Origin of the sequence: Exiguobacterium sp. s34, from assembly GCF_018617435.1 — a bacterium.
GTDB lineage: Bacteria > Bacillota > Bacilli > Exiguobacteriales > Exiguobacteriaceae > Exiguobacterium > Exiguobacterium aestuarii.
In genome coordinates, this window is the sequence record NZ_JACSKE010000001.1 from 412,054 (window position 1) to 429,094 (window position 17,041).

The 17,041-nt window shown below is 45.6% G+C and carries 15 protein-coding genes; all 15 read right to left on the bottom strand.

Features of this window, described 5'->3' with window-relative positions; genetic code table 11:
- Positions 1 to 65 precede the first annotated feature (65 nt).
- Positions 66 to 1,028 (bottom strand): carbamate kinase, encoded by a 963-nt coding sequence (gene arcC, locus KNO87_RS02005; RefSeq protein WP_214793007.1) that lies wholly within the window; start codon positions 1,026 to 1,028, stop codon positions 66 to 68.
- The gene (locus KNO87_RS02010; protein WP_214793003.1) at positions 1,025 to 1,825 is read right to left on the bottom strand and encodes an oxamate carbamoyltransferase subunit AllH family protein; all 801 of its coding nucleotides are present in this window, start codon (positions 1,823 to 1,825) and stop codon (positions 1,025 to 1,027) included. The genes arcC and KNO87_RS02010 overlap by 4 nt, the downstream gene beginning before the upstream one ends.
- Positions 1,822 to 3,093: a YlbE family protein gene (locus tag KNO87_RS02015; protein ID WP_214793000.1), complete on the bottom strand. Its 1,272-nt coding sequence runs from the start codon at positions 3,091 to 3,093 to the stop codon at positions 1,822 to 1,824. Before KNO87_RS02015 ends, KNO87_RS02010 begins: the two co-directional genes overlap by 4 nt.
- 12 nt (positions 3,094 to 3,105) lie before the next feature.
- Positions 3,106 to 4,797: an acyl-CoA synthetase FdrA gene (gene fdrA / locus KNO87_RS02020; protein WP_214792997.1), complete on the bottom strand. Its 1,692-nt coding sequence runs from the start codon at positions 4,795 to 4,797 to the stop codon at positions 3,106 to 3,108.
- Between the two features lie 12 nt (positions 4,798 to 4,809).
- Positions 4,810 to 6,051, bottom strand: a complete 1,242-nt coding sequence (locus tag KNO87_RS02025; RefSeq protein ID WP_214792994.1) for an MFS transporter — start codon at positions 6,049 to 6,051, stop codon at positions 4,810 to 4,812.
- A gap of 124 nt (positions 6,052 to 6,175) precedes the next feature.
- Positions 6,176 to 6,859 carry a response regulator transcription factor gene (locus tag KNO87_RS02030; protein ID WP_214792991.1) on the bottom strand — a complete coding sequence of 228 codons (684 nt, stop codon included), beginning with the start codon at positions 6,857 to 6,859 and terminating at the stop codon, positions 6,176 to 6,178.
- Between the two features lie 3 nt (positions 6,860 to 6,862).
- On the bottom strand, positions 6,863 to 9,397 hold the full coding sequence (locus KNO87_RS02035; protein ID WP_214792988.1) for an ATP-binding protein: 2,535 nt from the start codon (positions 9,395 to 9,397) through the stop codon (positions 6,863 to 6,865).
- A 285-nt stretch (positions 9,398 to 9,682) separates the two neighbouring features.
- The gene (locus KNO87_RS02040; protein WP_214792985.1) at positions 9,683 to 10,378 is read right to left on the bottom strand and encodes an N-acetylmannosamine-6-phosphate 2-epimerase; all 696 of its coding nucleotides are present in this window, start codon (positions 10,376 to 10,378) and stop codon (positions 9,683 to 9,685) included.
- A 5-nt stretch (positions 10,379 to 10,383) separates the two neighbouring features.
- Positions 10,384 to 11,187, bottom strand: a complete 804-nt coding sequence (locus tag KNO87_RS02045; RefSeq protein ID WP_214792982.1) for a MurR/RpiR family transcriptional regulator — start codon at positions 11,185 to 11,187, stop codon at positions 10,384 to 10,386.
- Positions 11,188 to 11,210: 23 nt separating this feature from the next.
- Positions 11,211 to 12,749 carry a maltose/glucose-specific PTS transporter subunit IIC gene (locus tag KNO87_RS02050; RefSeq protein ID WP_214792979.1) on the bottom strand — a complete coding sequence of 513 codons (1,539 nt, stop codon included), beginning with the start codon at positions 12,747 to 12,749 and terminating at the stop codon, positions 11,211 to 11,213.
- A gap of 117 nt (positions 12,750 to 12,866) precedes the next feature.
- Positions 12,867 to 13,145: a hypothetical protein gene (locus KNO87_RS02055; protein WP_012727334.1), complete on the bottom strand. Its 279-nt coding sequence runs from the start codon at positions 13,143 to 13,145 to the stop codon at positions 12,867 to 12,869.
- A gap of 58 nt (positions 13,146 to 13,203) precedes the next feature.
- Positions 13,204 to 14,253, bottom strand: a complete 1,050-nt coding sequence (locus KNO87_RS02060) for a C45 family autoproteolytic acyltransferase/hydrolase (protein ID WP_214792976.1) — start codon at positions 14,251 to 14,253, stop codon at positions 13,204 to 13,206.
- A 63-nt stretch (positions 14,254 to 14,316) separates the two neighbouring features.
- On the bottom strand, positions 14,317 to 16,053 hold the full coding sequence (locus tag KNO87_RS02065; RefSeq protein WP_214792973.1) for a methyl-accepting chemotaxis protein: 1,737 nt from the start codon (positions 16,051 to 16,053) through the stop codon (positions 14,317 to 14,319).
- A 95-nt stretch (positions 16,054 to 16,148) separates the two neighbouring features.
- A complete protein-coding gene (locus tag KNO87_RS02070) occupies positions 16,149 to 16,604 on the bottom strand; it encodes a hypothetical protein (protein WP_214792970.1) in 456 nt (151 codons plus the stop codon).
- A gap of 11 nt (positions 16,605 to 16,615) precedes the next feature.
- Positions 16,616 to 17,038 carry a 3-hydroxyacyl-ACP dehydratase FabZ gene (gene fabZ / locus KNO87_RS02075; protein ID WP_214786316.1) on the bottom strand — a complete coding sequence of 141 codons (423 nt, stop codon included), beginning with the start codon at positions 17,036 to 17,038 and terminating at the stop codon, positions 16,616 to 16,618.
- Between the last annotated feature and the right edge of the window lie 3 nt (positions 17,039 to 17,041).

A 17,041-nucleotide genomic window follows, 5' to 3' on the forward strand; every position in this document is an offset into this window, starting at 1 on the left:
TTATTCATCATAAAGAACAGGACGTCATTTGTGTGCGTTGAATCGGTCGTCGATTTGTAATGACCTTAGTCGACGATTCCTGCTGCTGTAAAATCATATCGAACTCTCGTACCCGCCGTACCCGATATCGCTCCTTTTAAAGAAGCGATATCGGTAATGACCGCTTCACGTTCAGAGTCGTCTTGAATAAATTGAAGAGCCGCTTCTACCTTCGGCAACATACTCCCTGCCATAAAATGATTCTCTTCAATCAACTGTTCAAGTCTTGAAGTGGTCACTTCTTCTAATTTTTCCTCGTTAGGTTGGTTGAAGTGAAGACATACGTTAGGCACACCCGTTACAATCATAAGATGTGTCGCTTGGATTGATTGGGCCAACTGAGCTGCCGCAAAATCTTTATCGATGACAGCGTCCACTCCATGTAGCGTGTATTGCTCTCGAACGACAGGAACTCCACCACCGCCAGCGGCAATGACAAGATGACCGGCACGTAGCAAATCTTGAATGACTGGGGCTTCTACGATTTGAATTGGTTTTGGACTTGCTACAACTTTTCGATATCCTCTCCCTGCATCTTCAACCATCATCTCACCTTGAGCTCGCATATGCGAGGCTTCCATTTCCATATAGAAAGGACCAATTGGTTTGGTTGGTTCGGTAAATGCTCGATCTGAAGCATTGACCTCTGACTGGGTGATCATCGTGACGACTTGACGCTCCATTCCACGACGAGATAACTCATTTCTCAGTAACTGTTGGAACCAGTAACCAATCATCCCTTGAGTCATGGCTCCACATGTCCCTAAGTCCATCGCCGGTGTTTTTTCCGAGTCTGCGATTTGTTGTTGAATCAGTATTGCACCGATTTGTGGTCCATTCCCATGACTCAAAACAACTTCATGTCCTTCTTCGATTAAATCAGCAATGTGACGTACCGTTTCAGTAATCGCTTCGCGTTGAGCGGTCGCAGAGCCATCATCTGTTAAAATGGCATTTCCGCCAAGGGCAATCACAATTCGTTTTTTCATCTAACCATGTCCTCCATTTCATGTGTCAATGCTAAATAGATTCCCAATGCCGTATCTTGGCCTGATGAGCTACCAAACTCAATCAGTCGTTCCCAGTCGCTCTGCCAGTCAGAAGGTGATTGTGTTAAAAGTGCCGTGATCAGTCGGTTCAGTTCGTTCGTGTATTCCCCCCGTAATGCTGCTTCATAATAAGCGACTGAACTTCGGGTCGTTCGATATTTGGCGCTTGATACATAATCCACCTGCCATCCCATCGGTCGCCCTAACACTTCACATGCTGCCATATAGCCAACGATTACATCGTCACCACTCGGGGTTAACCCTTTTCCGTAACCGATCAATTGCTTCCCTTTTTCCTGACCAATGTTCGACAAATAATCATATAACGGCTGTTCTTTTTCTCGATAAGCTCGACTCCAATCGTGTCCAAGTTTCTTTAGAGATTGATTCATCTCTTCGATATTTCTTGTGAGTTGAACAGGATTAGGCTTAATTCGCTCTACTTTCATTCTCATCACTTGATTCGGGTAAACTGTCACACCAGTCGAAATATGATGGATGGTCGCTCCCGTCCCAACTAGTAAACAATCGCCTACTCTCCATTTCAATTGATCCACCGTCTTCATATGAATACCAAATGGCGCGTAACCATTCTTTGTCGTTCCAATATAGAGCAGGTTTGCGCCTGCCCGAACATTGTAGCCAGTTTGAAAAACGGCTTCGACTTGAAGAGGATGGAATGCATCATGAAGGAGAGAGGCAGCATACGAGCTGTATACCGCCCCAATTTGAATCATGCGTGCTGAACCAATCCTAGTTTTTCAGCATATGCTTCAAGCGCCTTTTCGAAGCAAGCGAGCGGCGCTCGCACGGTACCTGCACCAACTTGTCCGATTCCTGGTTTTTTATGCGCAATGCCTGTATTGATGATTGGTGTGATTCCAGTTTCCACAACTTTTCGAATATCGATTCCTACGCAAGATCCTTGGAAGTCCCAAGATGGAATGCTTAAGTTTGAATTGTGCCGATCGCAAATTTCAATCATCTCTTCACTAATTGATTGAGCCTCACTTGCGCCTGCACGACCTAAGAAACGAGTGACACCTGGCGCGGCTACCATCGCCATTCCCCCGACACCATACGTTTCGGTAATCGCACTATCTCCGATATCTGGGTTGGCATCGTCTTGGCTATATCCTGTAAAGAAGAGACCTTCTGGTGTATTCACCGGAGCTGTAAACCACTCGTCCCCCATCCCACTGATGCGAATACCGAACTCTTTTCCATTTCGCGTCATCGCCGTCACAATCGTGCCTTCCTCATGCTGACGCGCCTCATCTAGCACGGCTTTACATGTCGCCATCATCACGTTCAAGAAAAATTGATCGGTGTCCGCGAGGAACTGTAAAACATCTCGCCGCTCCGTATCATCAATATCTGCAAGCATTAAATAAGGCGCTAACTCTTTCAATAAGAGAACAGAAGCTGCAATATTCCGTTGATGGAACTCATCACCCATCGTGATCGCTTTTGAGATGATGACGTTTAAATTAACACCTTCACCTGTTTCTTTTAACGTTTTTGAAAGAACTGGACCGAGTACGTCTTTCATCCAGTGTAAACGTGAAATGACCTCAGCATCGTTCGCACCAAAACGCATCACTTTACCGATTCCTTCATTCATCGTGCAATACGCTTTGGCGCTACCATTACGGTTTTCAACGACGAGCACCGGCATGTGTCCCGATGTAATCCCCCCCATCGGACCGACAGCATTGACATGATGGCAAGGGGTAAATGTCACTTCACCACGCTCGAGCATCTGTTCCGCTTCCTCATAATCGTCTGTCCATTGTTCGAATATGACTGCCCCGATCGCTGCACCTTTCATTGGTCCCGTCATCTCGTGATAGGCAATCGGTGGACCGGCGTGTAACAGTACTTTATCTTTTAAAATCGGAATGACCGTGTGGGCCGGAACGACATCCGTCAAAAATGGCTGTCCATTCAGAATGGTTTGTACGACTTTTTCATTTGCTTCTTGAATCATAGCTCCGATACTCATTTGTTTTCCTCCTCAAGACATGAGCGCGAGTAAGCGCTGAAGATGTGGTTTTCCGCCTGCAGTCGGTTGCCAGTTGTATTGCACACTTTGTCCTCCCTCATTCGTTACTGCGTCTGCGAATGAGCGAAGTCCTAAGTTAATCACTTTAGGTGCACATAATAATTGTTGAATGGCGTCCGACGACTCTACTTGGGGTGTGTTCCGTTCAACCGACGGCATTGTTTTCTCCTCGAATTTTGGTACAGGTTGTCCAATCATATGAAGGGCATATTCAACAGCTGCGACATTACTCTCGGCGACGAAGATACCCGCTGATTCAAAAAGTTGTTTTTGAGCACTATAACGTTGTGGATCTTGCTCGGTACCACATACGTTGACGATGACATGAACGTTTGGTCGTGACGTCTGTAGTGCTTGTAACGTCGGAAGCAATGCGCCAGCCATGTTTTCATGAGAACCGTATCCGAGAACATTATCTAATAGCAGTACAATCGAGTCGTCCGTATCACAGTAACGATTAATAAAATCAATACGTGTCGACGGATCAATCATCGGGTGCGGTTTACCCTGGGTATAGACGTCATCACCTAAATCGATGACGACATTTCCTTCATAATCGAATGAGAATCCGTCACGATGTTCTCTGTCTGCCTCTACACCAAACGAGAGCGCAAGCAAATCGGCAGTTTCCGCAGCTAACGTTCCGCCCGAGAACAATCCGACGATCCGTGTCGCTTCCCTCGAGACCTGTTCCATTCGTTTCTGTTCAGTTGTCGACTTACCGAGCGCCAATAATGCCGCTTCTTCTGATGTATCTGCGTAAATGACGTGATGTCTTGGTGCGAGACCATGTTCACCGACAAAGAAAGCCACGATCGGTTTTGTCACCTGTTGAAGGAGCTGTTCAATTTCTTCTCGTACTTCCTTAGCAGGTGGTTTTGAAATCACGACAATCGTATCTGTCGATGCATCCTGTTCAAGAGCTCGTATACCTGCTTTCATCGAAATTCCACCAATCTCCGTAGACAAGTCACGTCCTCCCGTTCCAATGGCATGCGATACACCACCACCGAGACGATCAATCAACGTCGCCACTTCTTGAATCCCTGTTCCGGAAGCACCTACAATACCAACACGTCCTGTTTGAACGACGTTCGTGAACGCCAGAGGAATTCCAGCGAGTGAGGCAGTCCCACAGTCTGGACCCATGACTAATAATCCATTCTGATCAGCATATTGTTTTAATTCGCGTTCGACTTCAACGGGAACATTGTCACTGAAAATATGAACATTCAGTCCTTGATTGAGCGCCTTTCTCGCCTCATATTCAACGTATTGTCCAGGAATCGACAATAAAGCCAAGTTCGCATCGGGTAACTCTTCCAAAGCTCCTTTCCAAGAACGAGCTTCTTGTTTATCTCCTGAATCTTGTTTCGTTTGATTGTTCAAGAAGTCGTGAATGGCGGTCAATAGTCGCTCTGTCTGATTTGTTTCTGAATCTACAACGATGCACATATCCTGCGGTGTTGCTGTTTCTAATTCGCTTGTGTAAAAACCTGTACTTTTAAAAATATCAAGGTTCGCTGGCGTTCCCATCATGATTGAGACTTTATTGATTCCTTCAAGACTCGAGACATGATTTGACAACACCATGAGTGTCACCGAATCTTGGTATGTGTTTTCTTGAATGATTGTGGTTAACATACGTTTCTCTCCTTACGCTTCCGTCGGTTTGACGGTTTCTTTTGTGAACAACATGGCTATCATCCCGATGACGAGAAGAACTGCTGCCAAATAAAAGCCTGTTTGCATCGATCCTGATTGATCGACCAAATAACCGGTGATGTACGGTGCAAGAATCGATGAAGTCATTCCGACAAAGTTATAGACACCAAACACCGTTCCATATACTTTTTTTGGTGCATTATTCGCTACGAATGAAAGGAGAACTGGATCAAGAGCTAACTTTCCAGTCAATCCGTATAAGATGAGCGCCGCAAATAAGAGCGGTGTACTTTCCACGAATACGACAGCGAAGATCGAAGCAATCGATAGAGGGACGAGTATGAAGACAAGTGGCTTTTTCTTGCCCATCTTGTCTGACAGGTATCCAATCAACAATGCGCCTGGGATAGAAGCCCATGGAACGAGAGAAGAGATAAATCCAACGTCACTTCCTTGGAACCCACGTTCGACTTGCAAGTACTGTGGTAACCACGTGAGGATCATAAAGAAGCCATAGAGTGAACAAAATACCATGATGAACGTCGCTAATAAATTTCGGTTTTTAAACAAACTCATGATGGAGAAATCTGATTTTTCAGCTGTTGCCTCCACACGTTCTGGGCGTTTTTCTTTGACGACAAACCAAATCAAAATCCCGGTTAAAATTGTCGGGATTGTCATGAAGTAAAACGGGGTACGCCAACTCATTCCAAGTTCGAGTGTCAAATAACTTGATGAAATGTAACCGAGCGAGATACCGAGCGCCATACCGCTGTTGATAATGGCTGTTCCAATCGTCAAAAATTGCTTTGGAATGGCTTCAGATGATAAGGCATATTGCGGACCGTAATACGTTCCTTCACCAAGTCCTGTGATTGCTCGGGCAATCATGAACAAGAGAAAGGTTGTAGCAAGTCCGGTAATTCCGGTAAATAATCCGAAAAGAATAAAGCCTGGCACTAAAATGCGTTTTCGTCCAAACTTATCGCCAAGTGATCCAGAAGGAATTTGGGCGATGGCGTACGTGAGGAAAAAGACACTGTTAATCAAACCGAGCTGAGCATTGTTCAACCCGAACTCTTGAGCCAAGTTCGGCATGACCGGATTGAGGATGGTCCGGTCCGCATACATAAACATCCAGCCTAGGAAAAAGACCGCGACGACTTTCCACCAATACGGGATTCGTTCTCGCTTAGGTTGCAAGACGGGTTGAGAAACTGGGGATGTACTCATGGGGTTACTTCCTTTCTATTTTTGGTATCGCTTACATGTATACTTTACGTCTCACCCCGTAAGAAACGCATAAAGAGACAGGGTGTCTTCGTAACAATTCCATAAAAAAAACGCCCGAAGGCGCTTAGGAAAGTAAGGCGTAGCCGATACCAGGATACGTCTTTAATTGATCCGCCGCCTCTGTGGCGCCGGCAGCTTTTAATTTTTTTCGGATTCGACCGATAGTCACTCGTAAGTATTCGACCTCTTCTCCGTATTCAGGTCCCCATACCGACTGCAAGAGCTCACGATGTTGAACGACTTGATCTAGATGCTTGACCAATTCGGATAATAAGGAGAATTCATTTTGAGTCAACTTGACTTCTTCCCCTTGATGAAACACTCTATTCCGTAAACGATCTACCTCGACACCTTTAATCTGAACAGTCGTTTCCAGTACTTCATCGGCAACTGATCTCCTGAGCACTGCTTTGACTCGTGCAAACAATTCTTCAAGTGCAAATGGTTTGGTCAAATAGTCATCTGCCCCTAAGTTCAATCCATCTACTTTATCTTTGGACTGACTTCGAGCTGTCAACAAAATAACAGGGATATCCGACACTGTCCGTAGACGACGTAGCACTTCGAACCCGTCCATTCGAGGCATCATAATATCGAGTAAAACCAAATCAAACTGATTCCGTTCAATTTCCTCTAAAAACTGACTACCGTCGATATATTGTTTCACTTCATATCCAAGCGAAATTAAATTTGCTGCCACAAAACGTGCGATTTTCTTTTCATCTTCAACTATGGCAATTGTCGTCATTGCTTATTCCTCCCCTTTTGGCATTGTTAGAAAGAATCGAGTCCCACGACCTAACTCACTCTCGACTCGAATGTCTCCACCATGGGCTTCGATGATTCCTTTACAGATTGCTAACCCGAGACCCGTCCCGCCTTTTCGTCTCGTTGATTTCATTTCTACTTGATAAAAGCGATCAAAAATCCGATTTACATGATCGTGACGAATACCAATCCCTTGATCTTCAATGACGAGTTGCCACGACTCGTTCGTCTCTTCTGTCCGAATCCGAATCTTGGGTGAGCCGTCACTGTATCGAACCGCATTCGTCAATAAATTGACGAGTACTTGCCGAAATCGATTAAAATCGACTTCGACTACGGTTGGTCCATTCCATTCGTACGTCGTATATTCTTCAATTTGGAGCTCTTTTATGACTGCTTTTACATAAGGGATGAACAAAACCGCTTCCAGTTCTACAGGAAAGTTTCCAGATTCGATTTTAGTAATATCTAACCAGTCATCAATGAGTTGACGAATTCGCTGTGCATCTTCTTGAATCCCTTGTAACAATTCAGTTCGGAATGAGCTGTCCCATGAGACATCTTTCCTCATCAACGTTTCAACGCTTCCACGAATGTTTGTGAGCGGTGTTTTAAATTCATGAGATGCTAGTGAAATTAAATTATCCTTTAATTGATCGATTTCTACTTCACGGGTGACGTCACGCACGATGTACCCTTGTCCGACAGTGTCGGATGAACCAATCACAGAAAACGGTTGTACGTGGAAGATTTGATCGTCAATAAATAATCTATAGATATCTTTCTCATCTCCATAGAGTTTCATAACCGTATTCCAATCCTCCACTTGATCGGATTGAGATAACTCGAAATTCAGCTCCATGAAGCGATTCACATACTCAATTTCTCCACCTTCATTCATCACGATTACACCTTCAGACATACTACTCAACGTCGCATTCCATAAGGCATTCTGTTTTGTTGTCTCATCGACCAACACTTTATTATCGAGAAGGATGGAAAAGGCATCACTAAGTGTGTGTAAGAAAATCTCTTCTCGTTTGGAGATGGTTTGATTGGCTGTTAAACCGACTAACAACATTCCATCTGCACGTCCTCCAAAATATAAATGGTTCTTGTAAAACCGATAACCTTTTTGCTGTGCATCTAAAAATTCACATAGGCTCTCTTGTGATAAGATTGCGTCTTTTGAAATGACTTGATTCGGCAAGGAGACAAACAAAGGATATGGCAAAATGGATGCCATCTCTTGTAACGTGCTTTGTACAAGCGAAATGATGTTCGGCGCATGACGAAACGATGTCATAAATTGATTAAGCGCCTTTAACTCTAAGTTGTTTCGTTCTAATTCTTTTGTTCGGCGGGATACCTTTTCTTCTAATGCCTCATTCAATTGACGTAAATTTTCTTGGCTTTCCCGAACATGTTCGGCCATATGTTCAAAACGTTTAGCCAATTCAATGATTTCTTTCGGTGCACGAATCGATTGCAAGTGGTTTACGACGTGAGATGGTTCATTGTGTTCAACGAGCAGTTCGGTTTGATTCACAAAATCCGCAAGCGAGCGATTTAGTTTACGGGAAAGTATAGAGCCTAGAATAAACATAATGGTCGCAATCATTAGAAATAACAATGTGTTGGGAATAATTGTTTTTATAACGGAAGCTAGTACACTTTCCACCGGACGAGCAATCCAAACTGTCCATCCATATTCGGGCACCACCTCATATGTGACAAATTGAGACTGCTGTTTTTCTTCATCAAAAACTCGCCAAACGTTTCCCCATACTTGCTCTCCACGCTCATCCGGATTCATCGTAACCGCTTTCACTTCTTTGGATGGGTATGTGTTTGGATGGAACACAATCTGATTTCGATCATCTACGACTACCGGGAATTGTTCTTGATTAAAGTTGTTGGCAATCAAGGTCTCTCCAATCCCTTCTAAACTTAAGGCACCTAATATGTAACCCGACATATCATCGCCTTCGGAGAATATCGGTGTCGCAATGACAATCAAAGGTTTTTGGCTACCTCCGCGTCCTTGGAATACGTGAGAGACATAGGTGTCTCTCGTCATTTGGAGTTGTTTGAAGTAAAAACGATTACTAAAATCAAGTCCGAGATTCGACTGTCCGTCCTCATTCACTCTGGGTGAAAAAGCGATGGTACGTCCACTCTCATCAGCGATATATAAATTTTCAAAACGTGAGTTATGCGTTTTGATATGATCAATCATCTCTTGTTCAACAGTTACAAACGAACCTGTCGAACGAAGGGTTTCGATATTGTCTGCAGTCGTTTGTATCATCTGTTTACTTTGCTCAATATAATCGTATACAATCGACTGCATTTGTTTCGTAGCCACTTCTTGTTGAATGAATTCTTCCTTCACCCCTTGTACAGTATCGAATAAATAGATTAATAGAGAAAAGAAACCTGAGACAATAATGAGTAATATAAAATCAAATAACAGTCTTCCTCGAAATGTTTCACGCATACGACGGATATGTTTCATTGCTTTCACCACCCTATAAAAAAGATTAGCACGCTTTATATTTTTTTTAGCTACTCCTCTCTATTTTTTATGTTTTTGTTATGACGGTGTTGTGACGGATTATGCTATTCATGTTGTATCCTTTACTCAAATACAGTGTGAAAAAGCGATCTAGATATCTGAAATCTAGACCGCTCCATCATTTGTCATATGCTTTTCAAACTGTGTGCTGGCAATATACTCTTTTTTAAACTTTCAATTGAGGTGTAAATCAATCGAAAGTCTCTATAAATCGCTCCAAAGAGCTTACAACGAACTCTTCACATTAGCAGCAAGTGCGGCATCAAACCGTGCGGTAATTTGATGTGGACGTGTAATTGCACCACCAACGACGACAGCATGCGCTCCTAAGTCCATACAACGCTTCGCCATCTCAGGTGTCAAAATATTTCCTTCTGCAACAACTGGTCGAGACACATGATCTAACACATCTTTTAAAAATTTGAAATCATCGTGATAGAGGAGAAATCCTTTCGTTTCGTCTGTATACCCGTGCAAAGTTGTCGAGATATAGTCGAAACCAAGGCGATCTGCCTCAATGCAGTCCTCGAGGGTCGCGCAATCAGCCATCAACAATTGATTCGGATAAATCGAGCGGATGGCATGCACCAACTCTTGAAGTGTCATCCCATTCGGTCGGAGGCGTTTTGTCGCATCGAGGGCGATTACATCCACGCCGACTTCAGTCAACTCCTCGATTTCTTTCATCGTTGCAGTGATGAAGACGTCACTGTCTTCATAATCCCGTTTGACGATTCCGATAATCGGAACCGAAACCTGTTGTTTAATCTCTTGAATATCTTTCGCTGAATTGGCCCGAATTCCTTTGGCGCCCCCTTGAACGGCCGCAATGGCCATCCGTCCCATAATGAACTCACTATGGAGTGGTTCACCTTCTAAAGCCTGGCACGAAACAATCAATCCAGTCGGTAATGTTGTCATACTGATTACTCACTTCTTTCTTTTAAACGATCAAGCGCTTTAAGCGTTCGCATATAGTGCGCTTTTAATGCTTCATTCGTCTCCATCAATGTTTTCGTCACCGCATCTGCCGTAAACAGAAGCGGGAGTTGGGTATTAATTAAGAATGCCTCTCCTGACGCACCGGCGGTCAACAAACGATAGTCAACAAGCTCAGCGAGTGGTGAATGCTGGTATCCGACGAACGCCACTGTCGTACAGCCTGATTCTTTTGCAAGTTGAACGGCTTGGACGACTTCTCGACTTTCTCCACTGTTCGAGAACGCAATGACTACATCTTCTGATGTGACAATCGAAGCGTCCATGACCATGCTGTGACTATCAAACGCCGTAGTCGCCAGTAAGCCCATCCGTCTCAATCGATATTCCATCTCTTGTGCAACGAGACCGGCGTTGCCCAACCCATACAAATGAACGGAACGGCTCGAAACAATTTCCTTACAAATAGCAATCAATTCGTCCTGATCAATCAAATGAGCGGTCGTTTGAATCAATTCAATATACGACCTCTGCATCGGTTCCAGTGAAGTCGTTTGGGGCAAATTCGTTTCCGTTAACGTCTTTTGCATCATGAGCTTCAGTGAGCTATAGCTTCCTACGCCGATTTTCTTACAAAATCGCGTGATTGTTCCTGGAGAAGTCGCGATTGCGTTTGCCAGATCGGTAATGTTCATCTCGATGGCCTCTTTCATGTTTGCCATGAGATAGTCCGCAATCTTTCTCTCACTGTCTGTCATTTCTGAATACACGTGTTTCATTTGCTCCCACACGATTCTTCCCTCCAACACATTCGTTATTCGCCCCGGCCTAACGCCTCTTGGACTTCATTCTTAATAATTGTAACAGAAGGACCGTAGATTACCTGAATTCCATTCCCTTTTTGAACTACCCCGTGAGCTCCCGTCTCTTTTAACAAATCTTCACGGACATGTTGATTGTCGTTGACGGTAACGCGAAGGCGTGTCGCACAACAGTCGACCGTTTCAATATTTGCATCGCCACCTAGTGCCGCAATGATGGCTGTTGAACGATCAGACGCCGCAATGTCTGCTGTTTTAGCTGTTTCATCTGAGCGTCCTGGTGTCATGAAGTTGAACTTCGTGATGAGGAAACGGAACGTTACGTAGTAGAGCAAGAACCAAAAGGCACCGATGACCGGTACGAGCATCCAGTTCGTCTTGTCATTCCCTTGTAAAACCCCGAATAAGATAAAGTCGATGAACCCTCCCGAGAACGTTTGACCAATCGTAATCTCGAAGATGTGAGCCATCATAAAGGCCAGACCATCAAAGATGGCATGGACCAAATAGAGAACAGGTGCTACGAACAAGAACGCGAATTCGAGCGGTTCTGTGATTCCTGTCAAGAACGACGTAAGTGCAGCAGAGAACAAAAGTCCAAATACGACTTTCTTTTGCTCTGGTTTAGCACAGTGATACATCGCGAGCGCTGCGCCAAGAAGACCGAACATCATCGTGATGAATCGACCAGACATAAAGCGCGCCGTCCCTTCATAAAATTGGCTCGTATTTGGATCAGCCAATTGCGCGAAGAAAATCTTTTGTGTCCCTTCAATCAATGTACCGTCGATAACCATCGAGCCCCCGAGCCCGGTCGTCCAAAACGGAATGTAGAAGATGTGGTGCAACCCGAATGGGCCGAGCATCCGTAGGACAAACCCATAGATGAATGTTCCAATGTAACCAGTTTTCTCAACGAGACCACCTAGTGAGAAAATTCCATTCTGCACCGTCGGCCAAATAAAATAGAGTCCAATCCCGACACCTATCGCGACGAACGATGTGATAATCGGTACAAATCGTGATCCGCTGAAGAAGCCGAGAAATTGTGGTAAGACTTGCTTATTATAGCGGTTATGCAAGAGTGCCGTGACAATCCCAATCAATATCCCGCCGAACACACCGGTTTCAAGTGTTTGAATCCCGAGTGCCATCCCTTGACCCGCACTCGCTAAGTTCGTTTCCATCAACTCTCCGGTAATTTGCAGCATCGCGTTGATGGTCGCATTCATAATCAAATAACCAAGCATTGCTGCCAAACCGGCCGTGCCTTTATCAGACTTCGCAAGTCCGACAGCAACACCGATAGCAAACAATACTGCCAAGTTCGCAAATACAATCGAACCCGCGGCCGCCATAATCGTGAATAGATGTTGCAACCAGTCGATGTCGAGAAACGGATACGCTTGTACCGTATTTGGGTTAGACAAGGCGCCCCCAATCCCTAACAATAGTCCGGCTGCCGGTAAGACAGCGATTGGCAACATGAACGATTTCCCGAATTGTTGCGCTCGTTCAAAGAGACGTGACATGAATAAATCCTCCTTAAAATCATTTTCACCTGAATCATAATATGAAAAATATTTTAATGCAAGCGTTTACGGTAAAAAAGATTTTAAAAAAGAGTGACCTCGCTGGGCCACTCAATATCATCCCCGACTCTTCCGCGTCAACGTCAATCCTCCAAATCCACTGATAACAGCGATATAAAATCCTAAGTCGTAAAACCAGCCGGTGTTGTTCACTTCGTACACCCGATACGTATCATTGAATAACCCTAAAATGAGTGAAATCGGTGCAATCCATCCGTGCCAGATGCCCCAGAAAAAGCCTGCCGGGTCCGTCGTATACGTCCCGTCGCCAGGCACACACCCACCGAGTAGTGTAACGAGTGTGAGCATAATGAGTATGATGCCAAATCGTTTCATCTTTCATCCCTCCTGTTATGTGTATTCCCGTTTCTACAAAAAAAAGCACTGACAAACGTCAGCGCCAAAGTTGGACCGTATTCGCAAACTCGATATCGGTCGCGAGTTCACCGTCAAGTGCGTGCAAGTCAAAGTCTTCCCCATCGAGCCATTTTTGGAAATCAAAGATGACCGGATCGCGGTCTCCACCGAGCGCGAACCATGTCTCGAGTGTTTCTGGGAAATACGCAGCCGTATGAATCGTTCCCGCCCAGCTCTTGTACAGTTCCGAGAAGACGCCCTTGTCGGTATCGTTCATGAGACGAAACGCGCTCTCCGCGTCTTGAATCAAATGTTGCACCACTTTGATTTCCATCATGCGACGAGTGGAATCGTCAAGATGGTAACGGTTCTCGTGTTGCAACAGTTCGAAATGGTTTGTACATATATTAGACTCTCGCACTTGAATATCCCGCGGTGTCGCCTCGATCACGCGTGTCTTCGACGACTTGTCGTGGACGACGTACGTGAAGGAGCCACGATGCGGAATCTCTTTTAATAAATCGACTGCTTCTTCTACCGTCGCACACGTCTCAAGAATGATGCGTCCAATCATTTGACAGACGAACCCGTCCCCCGGTCGACGACGATTGATGAAGTTGTATCCCATCGCGAGACCTTTTTCATTCATCCCATCCATGCGGCCCGTGACACGAGACACCGGTCCGATGACGGCATATCCATCATCTGGTTGAAAGACGTTGTAGCGCCCGTCATAGGTCATCGGATGATAGTCATAGTTCCGGACGAGGAAATTATCCCCGGTCAGAATCGAGCAGCCGCTAATCGGATTATTGACGCGGAAATGTCCGAAATGGAGCAACGTATCATTGAGGGACAGTTTAAGCTCGTCTTGAAGCCCAATCAACTCTTCCCAAATCTTCGGAGCAACTGCGTCGAAGGCAGCCTTCGCCTCTGTCGCGTCAATCTCAAAACGGGGAACGCGTAGTTTCCACTGGTCCGTCCGATTCTCGAGCAGTTGACTTCGTTTTATATATTTTCCTTGAAATCGCCCGAAGTCATAATGACTTCCGCGAAATTGTGTCAGTTCACTAGAGAATTGTTGCATGAAAAAACCTCCCTTGCGCCCATTATAGCGGACACGAGAGAGGTCTGTCTGATGTGAGACTGCTTACAACTTGAACTGTCGGCTCATCTGTTGCATCGATTCGGCTGTCGTCGACAAGTCCTTGACGAGACGGTTCATCGTCTCACTCGTCGCTGACATCTGTTCTGTTGAAGCGGCCACTTCCTCGTTCCCAGCCGTGCTCTCTTCAGAGATCGAAGCAATCTCGGATAGACCGTGTTGGATATGGTCTTGGTTCGTCTTCACCCGATCGAGTTGCCCACGCATCGAATTCGTTAACTGTTGCATATGCCGGACACTCTGTTCGATTTCCGTGAAGGCACGCTTCGTCGATTCGAGCGTTTCTTTTCCTTCCTCGGCCGCCGTCATGCTTTCCGTGAACGTCTGACCGAGTGCAATCGAATTTTGTTTGACGCTTCCGACAATTTCCGAAATCTCACTGACGGATTCTGCGACACTGTCCGACAACTTCCGAATCTCCGAGGCGACGACCGCAAACCCTTTCCCATGCTCACCCGCACGTGCCGCTTCGATGGCTGCGTTCAATGCGAGTAAATTCGTCTGTTGTGAGATTTGACGAATCATCGTGACGAGCTCCGTCACTTCATCCGCTTGTTGTTCAAAATCACGAACTTGTCCTTGCGACGTCTTCACTTGTTCATGGATGTGTGTCATCTGACTGACCGCGCTCTCCATATAGCGCAGCCCATCCATCGTCACCCGACTGACGACTTCTGCTTGTTCGCTCACTTGATCTCCGTCTGACGTCGTTTGCTCGACGAGTGTCGAGAATTCATTCATATGACCATACAGACGCATCGTCAACACACTTTGATTTTCGACACCGCTCGCAATCTCTTCCATCGTATAGGCGATTTGACGAGACGCGTCATTCACTTCTTCCGAGATGCTCGAGACATTCCCGCTCTCATCCCGGACCGTCTGCGCCGACGTTTGGATACCAGAGATGAGGTCTTTCAACATATGGGTCATCTTATCCATTGATACCGTCAGACGCTTGATCTCATCATTCGATTTCAATTGAATCTTCTCTACATCCTTCGATGCCGTCGCCAAGTCTCCTTCTGCAATCGATGTCGCGACGCGCTCTAGTGCTTGGAGCGGTCGTAACTTCCAGCCAAGGTACCGCCAAATAATGACGGCTGCAACGACGAGTAAGACGAGAAGTCCGATTAGGATTGGCGGTAAGCTTTCGGTTAACACATCTCCCGTGATTGCCTCGACTTCTGTTGCTGCTTTATCAATCCCGAGTACTCCGATGACCTCGCTACCTCGTTTGATTGGAACGAGTACCGTCACATACTTCCCGTATTCCGGGTCATCAATGATGTTTGTTGTGACGGTCTCACCTTCAAACGCATCCATTGCCCCTTCATATGTCATCGCCGTAGTCGGTGTTCCGATCTCGGCCGCATCCGCCTGACTCAAACCATCGACGATAATTTGAACTTCTTCGCCCTCCGTAGCAATCGTGTACACATACATGGCCCCGATTTGTTGGCGATATGTATCGAGATATTCTCGCAACTGTTCATACTGCTCGTTTTTTGACGGATTAGCCATGAAAGACGCATATGTATCCGCATCTAACGTCTCGCTAATCCGTTCACCGTCTTCAATCATCGTCGCATGCAACGTGCTGAGTACGGAATGCTTCGTACTGAAGTACTGCACCGCCCCGAACGCAACGATGAGCAAGGTGACGAAGACTAGCATCGCTGCTAAAATGCGTGTCTGTAACGACTGTGATTTCTGTTTCATCTCGATTTCCTCCATTCTGTCCTTACTCTTTGTATCGGACAAAATGAATCAATCTCAACAAAAAAACAGACGATTTTCGACAAAATCGTCTGTTTTTATTCAAGGTTTGTCGAATCGACGACTTCGAGCGGAATCGTGACTTCCGTCTCGCCTTCCTCCACTAAATGAAAGAGCGGAAGTGTATCCGACACGAAAAGATCAGGGTTAACATCGGTCTGATATTCATACGTCCGAATATCTTCTTCCCGTTCTGCAATCAGTTCGCCGAACGGAATGGCAATCCGCTCACCGTCGACCTCATAACTCATGACTGTCGTCGGGTCGAGGCGCCGATTTTCAAGCATACGAATTGTGAAGAGCATCGTCGTATTGTTCGTCCGCTCGAGCGAAACGGCAATCGCATCAGATTGACCCGCACGCTTCTCAATCATCGCCTCATTCACGTCCTGTTCGTACACAATGTTCTCTTCGTTCGACTCTTCTGTTTGCAGTTGCTGACAGCCCACAATCGTCATTAAGCCTACTAGTAAAACAATTACTAAAGCACGCATCCCATTTCTCCTTACTTCAAGGCGAAAGTGAGTTCTGCTTCACAAGCAACTTCTCCATCGACCGTGGCCACGGCACGTCCTTTACCGATTGGCCCACGAATTTTCATGATTTCTACCTCAAGGCGAAGCTGATCACCCGGGACGACTTGTCGTTTGAAACGACAGTTGTCAATCCCTGCGAAAAAGGCGAGCTTGCCTCGATTCGATTCGTCTTTCAACATCGCGAAAGCACCGACTTGTGCGAGTGCCTCAACAATTAAGACGCCTGGCATGACGTTATAGTCTGGGAAATGCCCGTTAAAGAACTCTTCGTTCGCCGTGACATTTTTTAATCCGACAGCACGCTTCTTTTCCTCGACTTCGAGAATTCGATCAATTAACAGAAACGGGTATCTGTGTGGGATTACTTCTTTAATTTGCTCAATTGTATACATCCA